The following is a 16,544-nucleotide window of genomic DNA, read 5'->3' as shown; positions in this document are numbered from 1 at the left end:
GGCACTCCCCGCCTGTCAAAGCACGCAGGTGCCAACACGCACTTGATGGCGCCGACACTGTTGCTCGACGCACATGGCAGATGACCGCCACTTGTTACCACACCTCTTGCGCGTTCTGTCGAGTCAGCCCCGCCTCCAGTTCGGCTGGTCGTGCGACACGAAGGCTTGGCGAACAAAGCCATCCTGTAAAACCTCTCTCAAGATTGAACGAGGCATTTTTCTAAAAGGCCCAAGGGAACTTTAAAAGCCTTGACGTTACCCACCGGAGCGGTAGACGCACTCAACGTGTGCATCTTACCGTTTAAATACGAGAAAAATCATCCAACGAAATCTCAAAAACTCGAGATTACCAAATGCCATTATTCATTGAAACATCCAACCTTCAAACCTCCACAGCTTACATTAAGCCCGGTCTATTACAAAAAATAAAACCAACCACATTCGAAACAAAGATTGACTCCAGCGGCGAATACTCCAAAACAGATATTCACAAAGCCGTGGAAAAATTCCAAGAAAACACCGAAAAACTATCAACATCGATACCACAAACAGACCAAACTATTGTCGATGCCATAACTAAAATCAAAAAAATGGCTTTAGCAATAAAAGACGGAATGATCGGGCCAGACGATTCCGAAAAAGCCACCTTCAGCGAATACTATATCAAAAAATTCATGATCACCGGATTCTCTGATTATGAACAATTCATTGAACTAGCAACCCAAAAAGAGATCCCATTACCTCTTAGGCAAAATGCAATAAAAAGTCTTGCATCCGCACATAATGTATGCGCAGATGGCATCTTAAGCAATATAGAAAGCGCAGCTAGAGAGTTATTAGGTGCATCAAAAGGGGCACCCGCCACCTTCTACCACCGTCTCAATCAATCCATTGATACGGAAATCATGCTATGGCTGAACACAAAGCGCAAGGAGTCACCCCATTACCAGCAGGATCATATCGTCGGACTATTAGACGGAAATGAAATTCACACAGCCAATCAAATCTACAACGAAATAGCGCCCCACTTCGGCTTAGAAAAAGAGAAGACTCATTCAGTCCAGCATTAAGATACCTTGTTGCTGACGGAGCGAGATGCGTTCAGTCAAAGGTAACTGAAAACAGCGTCATTATATGCATCGCAAAGCAATGCCTTGATGATATTCACAACCTCTACAAAAGCGAGGGACTAAAGCCAGGCACAAGCTACCCATGCGAAACAGACTATTCAAAAGCAAGCGCAACTCATGAAAAAGTTGTAAGAGACCTGTCTCAATCTTACGGAACGATTGAATTCCGCGACTACCTTTACCTGACAGAAGATGATGTCAACTTCACGATATCTACAGACACATCACTCATTGAAAAGAGAATTATAAAGAATCTGAAGTTAGCTGATATTATTTACCACAAACCGACTGACATACTCGGAAAAAAAGGAGATGCACTCAGAATCAAGAAGGGAATTGACTCCTACTACACAGTAGAACTCGACGTCAGCTCAACAGAAGCCCAAAAAACCTACTCTTCATTGCAGGCTTTTCTGCAAAAAACCGAAGAACATGTCAACAGAATTGAAGAGAAACTCGCGCAAGAAGGGTCACTAGCATCAAATATCTTCAATTTGAATATTAGCAAAGATGGATCAGTTCGACTAATATACGACACAGTGCATCTAATCAAAAACAATCAAGTCAGCACGGCAATATCCAAGTACGATCTGATCTGGACGTCCGATTTGGTGAACAGCCAAGAAATCGGACTCATTATCCTTGGCATCCTGAAATCTCTTTCAAAACCAGAATACAAGGAGAGTTGCAAAGATTTCATACAGCAATTACCGCCATCGATAGTCCAGAAAGTGGTCGAAACGGCAGATCACGCGTCGGACGAGTTCAGGCTATTCTACGAACTACTCAGCAGCAAAATGATTCGTTCAGGGGTAAGATCCAGCACCGGAAATCAATCAATCATTAAATATGTCTTGGCGCGCCAGCCATATGGATCGAGAGCGACTGAGAGATTACTCAGTATAATGAGCCCGGAGCATTATTCTGATCTATTAGACATCAAGAATAGCACGTTCGCGTTCACATTTGAATATATAGATGATCTTTGCGGACTTGACACTGCACTCCAATACTTCAGGCTGCTTCTGAAACATCATGAAGCACACGGCAACTTTTCCATGGATGGGTTTTTCAATCAGTACTATATCCCCACGAGACCGGTATATGAAACCGTTGGGATCAACTTTGAAGAGCTCAAACCGCCAGAAGGACTCTTAATCTACCTAATGAGTAGAATCTCCTCCAAGCATCTTGAAGGAAACTTCAGCTATATCACAAACTTAATCGCGAACGAAAACAACACCACCATCCTTAATTCGCTATTATGGCGCACTTCAAGAGAATCCCCCTCCCCATCCTATTATATAGATTTCATTAAAAATATTGCTTCGAGGACGACTACCGCAGACCCACAACATTCATTATTCACATACTATCTAGACGAACTATTAAACTCAATAAACACAGACCTTACGGAAATCTTTACACCCCCTAGAAATGGCAAACACGATACGACCTTATTAGAACTTCTAATTGAGAGAAACTGTTCGCGCACACTGGAAAAAATCGCATCAGCTAAACGATACCTATATCCGAACGATTTTCCGCCCGAGCATCTGGAATTTTGGTTGAACTTCACATTAAGCAGCCTGGAAAAATCAATAATCAAGAATCAACATCTACTTATAAGTGCCTTGGACGACATTTTCTGTGGCGCTTATTTTGACGCCCAAGATTTTCAACTCTGCAGCAATAATAACTTCAACTCCTCTTTCTCAACAACACTAACCAAAGCACTTACACTCGGACTTGACCAGACAGCCCTTCGCCTAATGGAAATGGCTAACAAAGTAGACACTAAAGGGACTCTAGATAACCACCAATCCATTTATGATCTAATAGAGAAATCCAAGCTTTCAGAATCAGGATCACTGAATACATTGAGTACTTTTACCCACAAGTACCTGGGGACAAGGCTAGAAGTAAAATTTCCAAGATACGAAGATTTCCTGAACACCCCTCTCATCGATGATGAGCCTAGCGACTGGCAGCTGGCTTCTTCGGATTCGGATTCGGATTCGGATTCTTAATGCGAGCACCAACCCACGAACTCGGGCGTTCACACCTAGATCCCCGCTAAAGAACAGAAGGATCCCCAAGGGGCATAGGCGGCAGTCCATAGGAATAGCGCCCGTGTGACACCGCCGGGCATGCGGGTCCGCACAGAGCGGTTCGAGAGTTTGCGGTCAAGAGAATTGGGGCGTACCCACGCAACCGAAGTGGGCTGTGCTCAGGACACTGTTTAGCCCCTGTGCGCTGTTGCGCCACCACCGGTAGTAGTCACGTGCCACCTGCGTTGCTACGGCTTCATTGGCACCCAGACGCATGACCTTGTGCCTTGGCATGTTCTCAGTCAAGCCCTCTCATTCGGCCCCTCGCACCAACCGCACCTGCCCTGCGGGGCTTCGGGTTCGCGCTACTGCGAACTCTACCGACTTCTCGCTTGCGCAACAGCCTTCGCCCTTTCAGGCGCAAGGCGAGATCTCCCCAGGTCAGAGTCGCACACCTTCATGGCCCACCCGCCGCACTTAGGCCGAATCGCCTTGAACACAAGAGCTTCGCATTGCCTTGGCCACTCCCCTTGCTTGGCAGCGCCATATATGGAGCTCTTGTTCATCGGCTCGCGAATTGTGCTCCACGCTTCCTTCCCACGCTCGGTCGCCCTCAGGCAGTCGAGCTGGGCCGCGATCGTCTTCGCCTTGCTGACCGGGACCAGCTGGCAGGGAGACTTTCACCCGCAGGTGTACGCCAATACTGGACATACACGCAAAAAAGCCCGCTGAAAATTCAGCGGGCTTTTTTTATTTGGTTGCGCGAGAAGGATTTGAACCTCCGACCTTTGGGTTATGAGCCCAACGAGCTACCAGACTGCTCCATCGCGCGGTAAGCAAAAATTATAACCTAGTTTTAGGCGCTTTGCACGTCGTCTTCAGAAATTTCTTTACGATCGACCAATTCGACGAAAGCCATAGGCGCATTGTCGCCTACGCGGAAACCCATTTTCAGAATACGTGTATAGCCGCCGGGACGTGCCTTGAAGCGCGGGCCCAGATCGGAGAACAGCTTAGCCACGCTGGCATCGTCGCGCAGACGGGCAAAAGCCAGACGCTTGTTGGCGACAGTAGGTTCTTTGGCGAGGGTGATCATAGGCTCGATCACGCGACGCAGTTCCTTGGCTTTAGGAACGGTGGTCTTGATGGCCTCGTGCTCGATGAGCGAGTTCATCATGTTGCGCAGCATCGCTTGACGATGGGCGCTTGTACGATTCAGTTTGCGAAGTCCGTTACCGTGACGCATGGTGCTATTCCTTTCTAAATACCTTATTTAAGAGCCGCCGGATCAGGTACGGCCCCTGCACTTTCACTTCTTACACTCTCACTTCCCGCGTTAGCAAGCCCAGATGTACTGGGCATAGCTTTTGGGGAACCTAAGATTATCGCATATCCTGGATTCAAGCTTGGACTAAGGCCCCAGAAGCCCAACATCTAGTGCCCTTACAGGCGCCGATGTCAGGCCAGCTTCACCAGTTCGGGAGCCCCCGAGCCTACGAAATTAGCGTTTGTCCAGACCGGAAGGTGGCCAGTTTTCCAGCTTCATGCCAAGGGTCAGGCCGCGAGAAGCCAGCACTTCCTTGATTTCATTGAGCGACTTGCGACCCAGGTTAGGCGTCTTGAGCAGCTCATTCTCGGTGCGCTGGATCAGATCGCCGATGTAGTAGATGTTCTCAGCCTTCAGGCAGTTTGCCGAACGAACCGTGAGTTCGAGCTCATCCACGGGACGGAGCAGAATCGGGTCAAAACGCTCGCTACCACCACGTTGCGCTGGCTGATCGAACGCAGCGAGTTCGCTACCTTCCAGTTGAGCAAACACAGCGAGTTGCTCAACCAAGATCTTGGCAGAAGCACGAACAGCGTCTTCAGCTGTGATCGCACCGTTAGTCTCGATCTCAACTACCAGCTTATCCAGGTCGGTACGCTGTTCCACACGGGCGCTCTCGACGGTATAACTGACACGCCGAACAGGCGAGAAAGAGGCATCCAACACGATACGACCGATCGACTTGGTGCTTTCGTCACCGTAGCGGCGCATCGTGCCCGGGACGTAGCCGCGACCTTTTTCCACCTTGATCTGCATGTCAAGCTTGCCACCTTGAGACAGCGTCGCAATGACGTGCTCGGGATTGACGATCTCGACATCATGGGGAGTCTGGATGTCGGCAGCAGTCACCACGCCCTCGCCTTCTTTGCGGAGGCTCAACGTGACTTCATCGCGGTTGTGCAGCTTGAAGACGACACCCTTGAGGTTCAGCAGGATGTTGACCACATCTTCTTGAACGCCATCAATGGTGGAGTATTCGTGAAGAACTCCGGCAATGGTGACCTCGGTAGGCGCATAGCCGACCATGGAGGAGAGCAGCACGCGGCGCAGCGCATTGCCGAGGGTGTGGCCGTAGCCGCGCTCGAATGGCTCGAGTGTGACCTTGGCTTTGTTGGTGCCCAGAGGCTCGACGTTGATGGCTTTTGGTTTCAGCAGTTGGGTTTGCATTCTCTATACTTCCTCTCAATACCCCCGGCTCGTTACACCGGTAAGGCTGGTGAAGCGCCAAACCCGCCACGACGGCGGGTTGGAACAAGGTTGAACTAAAACCGCAAGGATCAGCGCGAATAAAGTTCGACGATCAGGGATTCATTGATATCGGCGCCAAACTCGTCACGATCAGGGACCTTTTTGAAGGTACCTTCGACCTTGTCGATGCTGACTTCAACCCAAGCTGGCATGCCCACTTGGCTGGCCAGTTGCATGGCTTCCAAGATACGAGTCTGCTTCTTGGATTTTTCACGCACAGCAACGACGTCCCCGGTCTTCACCAGGTACGACGGAATGTTGACTGACTTACCGTTAACGGTAACAGCCTTGTGCGAGACCAGTTGGCGCGCTTCTGCGCGGGTGGAGCCGAAGCCCATGCGGTACACGACGTTGTCCAGGCGGCATTCGAGCAGGGACAGCAGGTTGGAGCCGGTGTTGCCACGGCGGCGCTCAGCCTCTTCGAAGTAGCGGCGGAATTGCTTCTCGAGCACGCCGTACATGCGCTTGACCTTTTGCTTCTCGCGAAGCTGCAGGCCGTAGTCAGAGGTGCGCTGACCCGATGTGCGGCCATGCTGACCCGGCTTGGAGTCAAATTTGGCCTTGTCGCTGATGGAGCGACGTGCGCTCTTCAGGAACAGATCGGTGCCTTCACGGCGGGAGAGTTTAGCCTTGGGGCCGAGGTAACGTGCCACTTGAAAGTCCTTATTGATTCATCTGCCGCGGCCAGCATCATATTGCTGACTGGCGGGAGCCGCGAATCAACCTGATCCGCGGCGGTGGGCTTGGATTAATAAATCAGCTTCCTGCGAGTGCCGAAGCTGAAAGCGTCAAAATCAGATGCGACGACGCTTCTGGGGACGGCAACCGTTGTGCGGCACCGGAGTCACGTCGGAGATCGAGGTGATACGGATACCAAGTGCACCCAGCGCGCGAACCGAAGACTCGCGTCCAGGGCCGGGGCCCTTGATCTCGACGTCCAGGTTCTTGATGCCCTGATCGATGGCAGCGCGGCCAGCCACTTCAGAGGCGACCTGTGCAGCGAAAGGCGTGGATTTGCGAGAGCCTTTGAAGCCCTGGCCACCAGACGATGCCCAAGACAACGCGTTGCCTTGACGGTCAGTAATGGTGATGATCGTGTTGTTGAACGAGGCATGAACGTGGGCGATGCCGTCCGAAATGTTCTTGCGGACTTTCTTGCGCACGCGCTGGGCGGCGTTACTGGCGGGTGATTTGGCCATATTGAACCTTCTTCAATCCTTGAGCTTATTTTTTCAGCGACTGCGCGGCCTTGCGCGGCCCCTTGCGGGTGCGGGCGTTGGTGCGAGTGCGCTGCCCGCGCATGGGCAAACCGCGACGATGGCGGAAGCCCCGATAGCAGCCGATGTCCATCAAACGTTTGATGTTCATCGTGGTTTCGCGGCGCAGATCGCCTTCGATGACGAACTGGGCAATCTGGTCGCGAATCTTTTCTTGGTCGGCGTCCGTCAGATCTTTGATCTTCTTGTCGTAAGGGATGCCGCAGACCTCACAGATCTTGCGAGCGGTCGGGCGACCGATGCCATAGATTGCCGTCAAGCCGATCTCGGCGTGCTTGTGCGGCGGAATGTTGATACCAGCAATACGTGCCATGTTCTATCCTCTGACGATTCTGATGCGCAGCATCAACCCTGACGCTGCTTGTGGCGCGGATCAGTGCAGATCACGCGGACCACGCCTTTGCGGCGGATAATTTTGCAGTTACGGCAAATTTTCTTGACCGAAGCTGAAACTCTCATTTCATTCTCCTAAAACTCTTCATTCCAATCACGCCTACTCGGCGCGAGACAAAAATCCGTGCGCGGTACAGGTCATACGGCACCTAACCCACCGTTGCCTAACCACCGGGTGGTGGTTCCGTATGACACGTTCCTATAGCGTCGTCTTGAAGTTTGCTTTCTTCAATAACGATTCATACTGTTGAGACATCATGTAGTTTTGCACCTGGGACATGAAGTCCATGGTGACCACCACAATGATCAGCAATGAGGTACCGCCGAAATAGAACGGCACGTTGTAGCGCAAGATCAGGAACTCCGGCAGCAAACACACCAAAGTGATGTAGATCGCGCCCGCCAAGGTCAGCCGAACCAGAATCTTGTCGATGTACCTGGCCGTCTGGTCACCCGGACGAATACCCGGAATGAAGGCACCGCTCTTCTTCAGGTTATCTGCAGTTTCCCTGCTGTTGAATACCAACGCAGTGTAGAAGAAGCAGAAGAAGATGATCGCGGAAGCATACAGCATCACATAGATCGGCTGACCCGGTGTCAGTGTGGCGGCGATGTCCTTCAGCCAACGCATCGAGTCACCAGCGCTGAACCAACCCACAACGGTAGCCGGCAGCAAGATGATGGACGAGGCGAAGATAGGCGGAATCACACCAGCCATGTTCAGCTTCAGAGGCAAGTGCGACGATTGACCGCCATACACCTTATTGCCAACCTGTCTGCGAGCATAGTTGACCAGAATCTTGCGCTGCCCGCGTTCCACGAACACCACAAAATAGGTTACCAAGCCCACGAGAGCCACAATGAACAGGGCCACAATGATGCTCATCGCACCGGTACGCACCAGCTCCAGCAAACCGCCAATAGCGCTTGGGAGGCCAGCAGCAATTCCAGCAAAGATAAGGATCGAGATGCCGTTTCCAAGGCCACGCTCGGTAATCTGCTCGCCTAGCCACATGAGGAACATGGTGCCAGCTGTCAGACTAACGACCGCGGTCAGGCGGAAACCGAACCCCGGATTGATGACCAACCCTTGTGAGGCTTCCAGAGCCACCGCAATACCAAGCGACTGAAACAGCGCCAGACCCAACGTGCCGTAGCGCGTGTACTGGGTGATCTTGCGTTGACCAGACTGCCCTTCCTTCTTCAACTGCTCGAACATCGGAACCACATAGGTCATCAGCTGCATCACGATCGAAGCCGAGATGTAGGGCATGATGCCAAGTGCGAACACGGTGAAGCGCGACAGCGCGCCGCCCGAGAACATGTTGAACAAGTTCAGGATCCCGCCCTGCTGGCCCTCGAACAGCTGACGAAGCTGATCAGGGTTGATGCCAGGTACAGGAATGTGCGCGCCAAGCCGATAAACGACCAGCGCGAGCAGCAAGAACATCAGCCTACGGCGAAGATCGCCGTATTTGCCGGTCTTTGCTATTTGCGGTGCGCTGGAGGCCACTACTCGAACACTTTCTGAAAGAAGTTCAAGCCAGCGAGCCGCCGGCAGACTCGATGGCAGCCTTGGCTCCGGCCGTGGCACCAATACCGGTCAGCTTGACCGCTTTGGTCAATTCGCCCGACTTGATCACCTTGACAACTTTTGCCAGTTCACCCACGAGACCCGCCTGCTTCAGAGCCAGCATATCCACCTCGGCAGCGCCCAGACGCTCGAGATCAGACAGTGTCACTTCAGCATTGAACTTCAGTGTGCGCGACTTGAAACCGCGCTTGGGCAGGCGACGCTGCAGCGGCATTTGACCGCCTTCGAAGCCCACTTTGTGGTAGCCGCCCGAACGCGACTTTTGACCTTTGTGGCCACGACCTGCGGTCTTGCCAAGGCCGGAGCCGATGCCGCGACCTACGCGCCGGCGCGGGCGCTTGGCGCCGGACGCTGGACTGATGCTATTGAGTTCCATCACCGGATCCTCTTCAAACGATTTTGACCAGGTAGTCGATCTTGTTGATCATCCCACGAACTGCGGGAGTATCTTCGAGTTCGCGCACGCTGTTTAGCTTGCGCAGGCCCAAGCCGCGCACGGTGGCGCGATGCGATTCTTTGCAACCGATGGGGCTGCGAACCAATTGGACCTTAACGGATTTTTGTGGCGTTGCCATATTTTTGCTCCAGATCAGGCGAAGATGTCTTCGACCGATTTGCCACGCTTAGCCGCAACTTCAGACGGCGTGGTGCAGTTCTTCAGAGCGTCCAGGGTGGCACGCACCATGTTGTAGGGGTTCGATGTGCCATGGCTCTTGGCCACGATGTCGGTGATACCAACCACTTCGAACACCGCGCGCATTGGACCGCCCGCGATAATACCGGTACCCCGAGGAGCCGGAGCCATCATCACCACCGCAGCGCCATGATGGCCGGTCACGTTGTGGTGAATGGTACCGTTCCGAAGAGACACCTTTGCCAGGTTGCGACGAGCTTCTTCCATCGCCTTTTGCACGGCTGTGGGCACTTCCTTGGATTTGCCCTTGCCCATGCCAACGCGACCATCGCCGTCACCCACGACGGTCAAAGCAGCGAATCCGAGAATACGGCCGCCCTTAACCACCTTGGTCACGCGGTTGACCGCGATCATTTTTTCGCGCAGACCGTCCTCGGGACCGTCGCCTTGCGCTCTTGCCTGAAACTTAGTAGCCATGTTCTTTGCCCTGCCCGATTAGAACTGCAGACCTGCTTCACGCGCGGCTTCGGCCAAAGCCTTGACGCGGCCGTGATAGGCGAAGCCTGCACGATCGAATGCCACCTTCTCGATACCGGCGGCCTTGGCGCGCTCAGCAATGCGCTTGCCAACTTGTTCGGCTGCAGCGGCGTTGCCACCCTTGCCGGAACCACCCAAAGCCTTGCGCATTTCGCTTTCGGCAGTGGAGGCAGAGGCCAGCACTTTGGCGCCGTCGCCGGAAATGATGCTGGCGTAGATGTGCAGGTTGGTGCGGTTCACCGTCAGGCGAACGACGCCCTGTGTGGCGATGCGGATACGCGTCTGACGTGCACGGCGAAGACGCTGCTCTTTCTTGCTCAACATGATGCAGGTCCTTATTTCTTCTTGGTTTCCTTGATCACGACCTTCTCATCCGAGTAACGGATGCCTTTGCCTTTATAGGGCTCAGGAGGACGCACCGCGCGGATCTCAGCCGCGATCTGACCAACGCTCTGGCGATCAGCGCCCTTGACGATGATCTCGGTTGGCGCTGGAGTCGCGACAGTGATGCCAGCAGGCATGTCGAAGTTCACGGGATGCGAGAAACCAATCGACAGATTCAGCTTGTTGCCGGAGGCCTGGGCACGGAAACCCACGCCTACGAGGTTCAACTTCTTCTCGAAGCCTTTGCTCACACCAACCACCATGTTGTTCACCAGCTGACGCATGGTGCCGCTCATGGCATTGGCTTCGCGGGATTCATCGGCCGGCACGAAGGACAGCTGACCGCCCTCTGACGACACTTTCACCAGCGGGTTCGGTGCAAGCTTGAGCTCGCCACCAGCACCCTTGACGGTGATCAATTCTTCCTTGATCGACACATCAACGCCCGCAGGGACGTTGACGGCCATTTTTGCGATACGTGACATCTCTGATTTCTCCTTAGGCCACGTAGCAAAGCACTTCGCCGCCGACACCGGTAGCGCGCGCTTTACGATCAGTCATCACACCCTTGGGGGTAGTGACAATTGCCACGCCCAGGCCATTCATGACCTGAGGGATACTGCCACGGCCTTTGTACACACGCAGACCGGGGCGGCTGACGCGCTCAATGCGCTCAATCACCGGACGACCAGCGTAGTACTTCAGCGTGATCAGGAGTTCGGACTTGCCGTCTTCGCTCTTGATCTCGAAGCCATCAATATAACCTTCGTCCTTCAGCACTTGGGCAATAGCCACCTTCACTTTGGAAGAAGGCACGGACACGGTCTGCTTGGCCACCATCTGCGCGTTGCGGATGCGGGTCAGCAGATCGGCAATGGGATCACTCATGCTCATCTTGTTTATCTCCTGCCGACTTACCAGCTGGCCTTGACGATGCCGGGAATGTTTCCAGCGAACGCCATTTCGCGAATCTTCGCGCGACCGAGGCCGAACTGGCGGAAAGTACCGCGCGGACGACCAGTGATTTCACAACGGTTACGCTGACGCGTAGGGTTGGCATTGCGCGGCAATTTTTGCAGCGCGAGGCGGGCTTGCGCGCGCTCATCGTCGCTGCGCTTGGCGTCACCTGCAATGGCCTTCAGCTCGGCGTGCTTCTTGGCGTACTTAGCCACCAGTTTTTCACGCTTGAGCTCACGTTCGATCAAAGCTACTTTAGCCACTTGCGTTACCTTCAGTTCTTGAACGGGAAACGGAAAGCCGAGAGCAGCGCCTTGCACTCTTCGTCGTTCTTGGCCGTTGTCGTGATGCTGATATTGAGACCGCGCAAGGCATCTACCTTGTCATACTCAACTTCAGGGAAAATGATCTGCTCTTTAACGCCGACGTTGTAGTTGCCGCGTCCGTCAAACGAGCGCCCGGAAATACCGCGGAAGTCACGCACACGAGGCAGAGCCACGGTGACGAAACGATCCAGGAATTCGTACATGCGAACGCCACGCAGGGTCACCATGGTGCCGATAGCCTGACCTTCGCGGATTTTGAAACCTGCGATAGCCCTTTTAGCCTTGGTCACCACCGGCTTCTGGCCAGCGATTTTGGTCAGGTCAGAGACAGCGTGGTCCATAACCTTCTTGTCAGCCACAGCCTCGCTCACGCCCATGTTGAGCGTAATCTTGGTGATGCGTGGCACCTCCATAGGCGACTTGTAACCGAACTTCGTCATGAGTTCGGGCGCCACTTTTTCACGGTAATGTTGTTGCAGTCGTGCCATGATTTTTACCCTCAGGCCACCTTGATTTCGTCGCCGCTGGACTTGAACACGCGCACGCGCTTGCCATCCGCCAGCAACTTGATGCCCACACGGTCAGCCTTGCCGGTGGCCTTGTTGAAAATTGCCACGTTCGACTGATGGATCGGCATGGATTTTTCAATGATGCCGCCGTTGATACCCTTCATCGGGTTTGGCTTGGCATGCTTCTTGACGAGGTTTACACCATCGACAATCAGGCGCTCTTCGTCAGCGCGCAGCGTCACGACGCCACGCTTGCCTTTGTCGCGGCCAGCCAGCACGATCACTTCGTCGCCCTTGCGAATCTTGTTCATGATGTGTCTTTCCTTACAGCACTTCAGGCGCCAGCGACACGATCTTCATGAAGCGCTCGTTACGCAGTTCACGCGTAACCGGGCCGAAGATGCGGGTGCCGATAGGCTCCAGCTTGGCATTGAGCAGCACGGCGGCGTTGCCGTCGAACTTGATGAGCGAGCCATCACCGCGACGGATACCCTTCGCAGTGCGAACCACCACAGCGCTATAGATCTCGCCTTTTTTGACGCGACCACGCGGAGCAGCTTCTTTAATGCTCACTTTAATAATGTCGCCGACGCTAGCGTAGCGACGCTTGGAACCGCCCAGCACCTTAATGCAAAGGACGGACTTGGCGCCGGTGTTATCGGCAACCTCTAGTCGAGATTCAGTCTGGATCATTTCAAATTTCCCAACTTGTACCCAGCGCAGCTCACAAGCTACCGGATCAGTCTTGGGCCCGTCGCCGCGCCTGAAAAAACTACTTCCAGATGCTGCGCTTTGGGGCAGATTCTCTAAGCCCAATTTGGGCGAAGCTCTCGATTATGCAGGCGACACCCTGGCTTGTCAACACCCTGCTGCATTTATTTCACTGGTCTTGACCTGTAGCCCCGTATTGCCGGGCCAAAGCCTGAAATTGGGCCAGGCCCACTGATTCAAGCGATAGGTGCGGTAAAGCGTGCTGTGATGGGTTCACTGTTTGAGCGCTTAGTTCCTGGGCGAGGATTTGCGCGACGGGGGCGGCTGCAGCAGCAGCCTCGGATGCATCCAAAAATAGCAGGCGCGAACGCCGCGCCAGCACATCTTCTACGGTTCGTGCGTATTCATGGCGGACGGCAAACCGCACCATGGCCTCGCTGAGCCCCGTGGCAATTTCCCTGTTGCCTCCTGGCAACATTGACACTTCGCCAGCTTCGCTGCCGTACAAATGAAGGCCCGGAGCATTGCTCACGGGGATAGCGCCGGCGCCCACAGCGGGCGCACCTACCAGTCTGTGGCCCGCTGTGCTCGTAGGTCTGAGCCTGTTCAGCAAACCGCTTTCAGTGCACTGCTCAAGCACGTCTTCCGCCATGGCACGGTATGTAGTCCATTTTCCGCCGGTTACTGTGACCAGACCGGTCTTGGACACCAGAACGGTGTGCTCCCGGCTGATCGCACGCGTTGGCACCCCGCTCTCCTCTGCTGGCCGCACCAGGGGGCGCAATCCGACCCACTGACTCAGGATATCTTCCTGCCTGGGGGCGCGGCGCAGATATTTGCCGGCCTCACGCAAGATGAAGTCGATTTCCTGGACGAATGGCTGAGGCTCCAGGGGAATGTCCTGGCGCGTGGTGTCCGTAGTACCAAGGATCAGCTTGCCGAGCCAGGGCACTGCAAACAGAACCCTGCCGTCTGCGGTGCTAGGCACCAGCAACGCATGCGCACCGGGCAAGAAAGACTGGTCGACGACCACATGCACGCCCTGGCTGGGCGCCACGATGGGGCCAACCCTCTGACCTTGGGCACGGGCATCTTCCTGCCGCAAGGCATCCACCCAGACACCGGTGGCGTTGACCACGCAACCTGCGCGCAGAACAAACTCTCTCGCTGTTTCGGCATCGCGACAGGCTACCCCCGCCACCCGACCATTTTCGTGCACCAGTCCTGTGGCTGCGCAATAGTTGAGAAGCTGAGCGCCATGTAACGCCGCCGTTCGGGCAATCGCCAGTGCCAGCCGAGCATCGTCAAACTGACCGTCCCAGTATTTGACGCCACCCTTCAAACCCCTGGGTTGTGCACCTGGCATCAGTCGCAGGGTCTGCTCCGCCGTGAGCCATTGCGTACGCCCTAGACCGTTTTTACCCGCCAAGGCGTCGTAAATTTTCAGACCCATGCCATAAAACGGAGTTTCCCACAGCTTGTAGGAGGGCATGATGAAGGGCAAAGGCTGCGCCAGATGGGGAGCGCTTTGCAGGATGTTCACACGCTCGTGCAGCGCTTCACGCACCAGGTGAATGTTGCCTTGCGCCAAGTAGCGAACACCACCATGCACTAGCTTGGTGGCACGCGACGAGGTGCCCTTGGCGAAATCATGCGCCTCGACCAGTGCCACCGAATAGCCGCGAAGAGCCGCATCCAGAGCCACCCCAAGCCCGGTGGCGCCACCGCCCACCACCACCAGATCGTACTTTTTGGGCTCGCTCAAACGAGCCAGCAGATCTTCTCGGCGTGTAAGCAGGGGTGCATTCATCAGTTTATTTTGATGCAATTTGACTACAGTTCAAAATTGCAGATACGTGCCTCTGCCCGGGCTCCCCCACCCGTGGAACTACTCGCAACGCAGTAAGTGCGCCACTCTCACCTCACGAGCGGGCCCATTTCTTCGATCGCTCTACCGCCTCGCGCCAACGAGCCAGTCGGGCGCGACGCGCGGGCTCGGTCAGGCTTGGCTCAAACCGCCGATCAACAGTCCAGTGCTGGCCAATGTCAGCGCCATCGGCCCATGTGCCAACCGCCAGGCCCGCCAGGTAGGCCACGCCCAATGCCGTGGTTTCGGTGACAAGTGGCCGCACCACTGGCACACCCAGAAAATCGGCTTGCATCTGCATTAGAAGATTGTTTCGGCTGGCACCACCATCGACCCTTAACTCGGTCAACGCGATTCCGGCGTCCCGCGTCATGGCGGCAAACAGATCGGCTGATTGCAGTGCGATGGCCTCCAGCGCGGCACGTGCAATGTGCGCTCGAGTGGTCCCGCGGGTCAGCCCCACAAGGGTGCCTCGGGCACTTCCGTCCCAATCGGGCGCCCCGAGACCTGCAAATGCCGGCACCAGAAAAACATCACCGGTGTCCGGCACACTGGACGCCAGCGCCTCTACTTCAGAGGTACTCTGAACGAGCTGCAGGCCGTCGCGCAACCACTGGACGGTAGCGCCGGCCATGAAGACCGAGCCTTCCAGGCAATATGCCGTACGTCGCGCACCCGCCTCGTAGGGACCTTGCCACCCCACCGTGGTCAACAACCGGTTGCGGCTTGCCACGGCTGAGTCACCCGTGTTCATCAGCATGAAGCAGCCGGTGCCGTAGGTATTTTTGGCCATGCCGGGAGCAAAGCACGCCTGACCAAAGGTGGCGGCCTGCTGGTCCCCTGCCACCCCTGCGATCCGAATCGACTCCCCGAGCCATTCGGGCTGCGTTTCTCCCAGTACGCCACTGGAGGGCACGATGCGCGGCAGCACCGTGCGCGGAACATTGAAAAGCCGCAGCAACTCTTCGTCCCACTCGAGAGTATGAATATTCATGAGCAGGGTACGCGACGCATTGCTGACGTCGGTGGCGTGCACCTTGCCCCCGGTCAGGTTCCAGATGAGCCAACTATCGACGGTGCCGAAGGCCACTTCACCCGCTTGCGCCCGTGCGCGCGCCCCGGGCACATGATCGAGAAGCCATTCGAGCTTGGTGGCGGAAAAGTAGGCGTCTAGAACCAGGCCGGTTTTGCGCTGAATGAGGCCTGCCTTGCCCGCGCGGCGCAGCGCTTCGCAACGGGCGGTGGTGCGGCGGTCTTGCCAGACAATGGCGGGAGCGACTGGGCGGCCGGTCGCGCGGTCCCATAGCACCGTGGTTTCGCGCTGATTGGTAATACCGATCGCCCTGATTTTGGCGCCTCCCGCCGCGTGGCCGGTCTGTTCACTCAACTTCTGCAGGCATTCGCGCGCCACACCGAGTTGTGACACCCAGATTTCCTGCGCATCATGTTCAACCCAACCAGGCCTCTGAAAATGCTGCGTGAATTCACGCTGGGCCTGCGCCACCACGTGGCCGTGGCGGTCAAAGACAATGGCGCGGGAACTGGTGGTGCCTTGATCGAGCGCTAGGAGGTAGTCCATGGCCGTAAGCGTAACCGCTA

22 protein-coding genes and 1 tRNA gene are annotated in these 16,544 nt (G+C 55.2%); 2 read left to right on the top strand and 21 right to left on the bottom strand.

Annotated elements, in window-relative coordinates; all coding sequences use genetic code 11:
* Positions 1-353 precede the first annotated feature (353 nt).
* Positions 354-1,070, top strand: coding sequence for a hypothetical protein (locus tag AAAK34_RS06660; protein ID WP_431777863.1), 717 nt, complete (start codon positions 354-356; stop codon positions 1,068-1,070).
* A 671-nt stretch (positions 1,071-1,741) separates the two neighbouring features.
* Entirely contained in the window at positions 1,742-3,160 is a 1,419-nt protein-coding gene (locus tag AAAK34_RS06655; protein WP_431777862.1) for a hypothetical protein, read from the top strand.
* 156 nt (positions 3,161-3,316) lie between these two features.
* Here AAAK34_RS06655 and AAAK34_RS06650 read toward each other — a convergent pair whose 3' ends face one another.
* From AAAK34_RS06650 to glpK, 21 genes are all read right to left on the bottom strand, one after another.
* Positions 3,317-3,487: a hypothetical protein gene (locus tag AAAK34_RS06650; protein ID WP_431777861.1), complete on the bottom strand. Its 171-nt coding sequence runs from the start codon at positions 3,485-3,487 to the stop codon at positions 3,317-3,319.
* 449 nt (positions 3,488-3,936) lie between these two features.
* Positions 3,937-4,013: transfer RNA gene (locus AAAK34_RS06645), tRNA-Met, on the bottom strand.
* Positions 4,014-4,037: 24 nt separating this feature from the next.
* A complete protein-coding gene (gene rplQ, locus AAAK34_RS06640; protein WP_231693496.1) occupies positions 4,038-4,427 on the bottom strand; it encodes a 50S ribosomal protein L17 in 390 nt (129 codons plus the stop codon).
* 255 nt (positions 4,428-4,682) lie between these two features.
* Positions 4,683-5,675 carry a DNA-directed RNA polymerase subunit alpha gene (locus tag AAAK34_RS06635; protein ID WP_231693497.1) on the bottom strand — a complete coding sequence of 331 codons (993 nt, stop codon included), beginning with the start codon at positions 5,673-5,675 and terminating at the stop codon, positions 4,683-4,685.
* 110 nt (positions 5,676-5,785) lie between these two features.
* Positions 5,786-6,409 carry a 30S ribosomal protein S4 gene (rpsD, locus tag AAAK34_RS06630; RefSeq protein WP_231693498.1) on the bottom strand — a complete coding sequence of 208 codons (624 nt, stop codon included), beginning with the start codon at positions 6,407-6,409 and terminating at the stop codon, positions 5,786-5,788.
* A 141-nt stretch (positions 6,410-6,550) separates the two neighbouring features.
* Complete coding sequence (gene rpsK / locus AAAK34_RS06625; RefSeq protein WP_231693499.1) at positions 6,551-6,955, bottom strand: 30S ribosomal protein S11; 405 nt, start codon at positions 6,953-6,955, stop codon at positions 6,551-6,553.
* 25 nt (positions 6,956-6,980) lie between these two features.
* A complete protein-coding gene (gene rpsM, locus AAAK34_RS06620; RefSeq protein ID WP_231693500.1) occupies positions 6,981-7,346 on the bottom strand; it encodes a 30S ribosomal protein S13 in 366 nt (121 codons plus the stop codon).
* Between the two features lie 32 nt (positions 7,347-7,378).
* Entirely contained in the window at positions 7,379-7,492 is a 114-nt protein-coding gene (gene rpmJ, locus AAAK34_RS06615; protein ID WP_011481465.1) for a 50S ribosomal protein L36, read from the bottom strand.
* A gap of 133 nt (positions 7,493-7,625) precedes the next feature.
* On the bottom strand, positions 7,626-8,939 hold the full coding sequence (gene secY, locus AAAK34_RS06610; RefSeq protein WP_231693501.1) for a preprotein translocase subunit SecY: 1,314 nt from the start codon (positions 8,937-8,939) through the stop codon (positions 7,626-7,628).
* Positions 8,940-8,964: 25 nt separating this feature from the next.
* Entirely contained in the window at positions 8,965-9,396 is a 432-nt protein-coding gene (rplO, locus tag AAAK34_RS06605; RefSeq protein WP_231693502.1) for a 50S ribosomal protein L15, read from the bottom strand.
* Between the two features lie 13 nt (positions 9,397-9,409).
* Positions 9,410-9,595, bottom strand: coding sequence for a 50S ribosomal protein L30 (rpmD, locus tag AAAK34_RS06600; protein WP_231693503.1), 186 nt, complete (start codon positions 9,593-9,595; stop codon positions 9,410-9,412).
* A gap of 14 nt (positions 9,596-9,609) precedes the next feature.
* Positions 9,610-10,131, bottom strand: a complete 522-nt coding sequence (rpsE, locus tag AAAK34_RS06595) for a 30S ribosomal protein S5 (RefSeq protein WP_231693504.1) — start codon at positions 10,129-10,131, stop codon at positions 9,610-9,612.
* 18 nt (positions 10,132-10,149) lie between these two features.
* Positions 10,150-10,515: a 50S ribosomal protein L18 gene (gene rplR / locus AAAK34_RS06590; RefSeq protein ID WP_231693505.1), complete on the bottom strand. Its 366-nt coding sequence runs from the start codon at positions 10,513-10,515 to the stop codon at positions 10,150-10,152.
* Between the two features lie 11 nt (positions 10,516-10,526).
* Positions 10,527-11,060 carry a 50S ribosomal protein L6 gene (gene rplF, locus AAAK34_RS06585; RefSeq protein WP_231693506.1) on the bottom strand — a complete coding sequence of 178 codons (534 nt, stop codon included), beginning with the start codon at positions 11,058-11,060 and terminating at the stop codon, positions 10,527-10,529.
* A gap of 13 nt (positions 11,061-11,073) precedes the next feature.
* On the bottom strand, positions 11,074-11,469 hold the full coding sequence (gene rpsH / locus AAAK34_RS06580; RefSeq protein ID WP_231693507.1) for a 30S ribosomal protein S8: 396 nt from the start codon (positions 11,467-11,469) through the stop codon (positions 11,074-11,076).
* Between the two features lie 20 nt (positions 11,470-11,489).
* Positions 11,490-11,795 carry a 30S ribosomal protein S14 gene (gene rpsN, locus AAAK34_RS06575; protein ID WP_231693803.1) on the bottom strand — a complete coding sequence of 102 codons (306 nt, stop codon included), beginning with the start codon at positions 11,793-11,795 and terminating at the stop codon, positions 11,490-11,492.
* Between the two features lie 11 nt (positions 11,796-11,806).
* A complete protein-coding gene (rplE, locus tag AAAK34_RS06570; protein WP_231693508.1) occupies positions 11,807-12,346 on the bottom strand; it encodes a 50S ribosomal protein L5 in 540 nt (179 codons plus the stop codon).
* An 11-nt stretch (positions 12,347-12,357) separates the two neighbouring features.
* Entirely contained in the window at positions 12,358-12,678 is a 321-nt protein-coding gene (gene rplX / locus AAAK34_RS06565; RefSeq protein ID WP_231693509.1) for a 50S ribosomal protein L24, read from the bottom strand.
* Positions 12,679-12,691: 13 nt separating this feature from the next.
* Positions 12,692-13,060 carry a 50S ribosomal protein L14 gene (rplN, locus tag AAAK34_RS06560; protein ID WP_028601656.1) on the bottom strand — a complete coding sequence of 123 codons (369 nt, stop codon included), beginning with the start codon at positions 13,058-13,060 and terminating at the stop codon, positions 12,692-12,694.
* Positions 13,061-13,247: 187 nt separating this feature from the next.
* Entirely contained in the window at positions 13,248-14,888 is a 1,641-nt protein-coding gene (locus AAAK34_RS06555) for a glycerol-3-phosphate dehydrogenase/oxidase (protein ID WP_231693510.1), read from the bottom strand.
* A 112-nt stretch (positions 14,889-15,000) separates the two neighbouring features.
* Positions 15,001-16,524 carry a glycerol kinase GlpK gene (gene glpK / locus AAAK34_RS06550; protein WP_231693511.1) on the bottom strand — a complete coding sequence of 508 codons (1,524 nt, stop codon included), beginning with the start codon at positions 16,522-16,524 and terminating at the stop codon, positions 15,001-15,003.
* Between the last annotated feature and the right edge of the window lie 20 nt (positions 16,525-16,544).

This window comes from Ottowia caeni (assembly GCF_050821495.1).
Taxonomy (GTDB): Bacteria; Pseudomonadota; Gammaproteobacteria; order Burkholderiales; family Burkholderiaceae_C; genus Ottowia; species Ottowia caeni.
The sequence above is the reverse complement of the archived record's forward strand: the minus strand, read 5'-3'. Positions and strand labels throughout refer to the sequence as shown.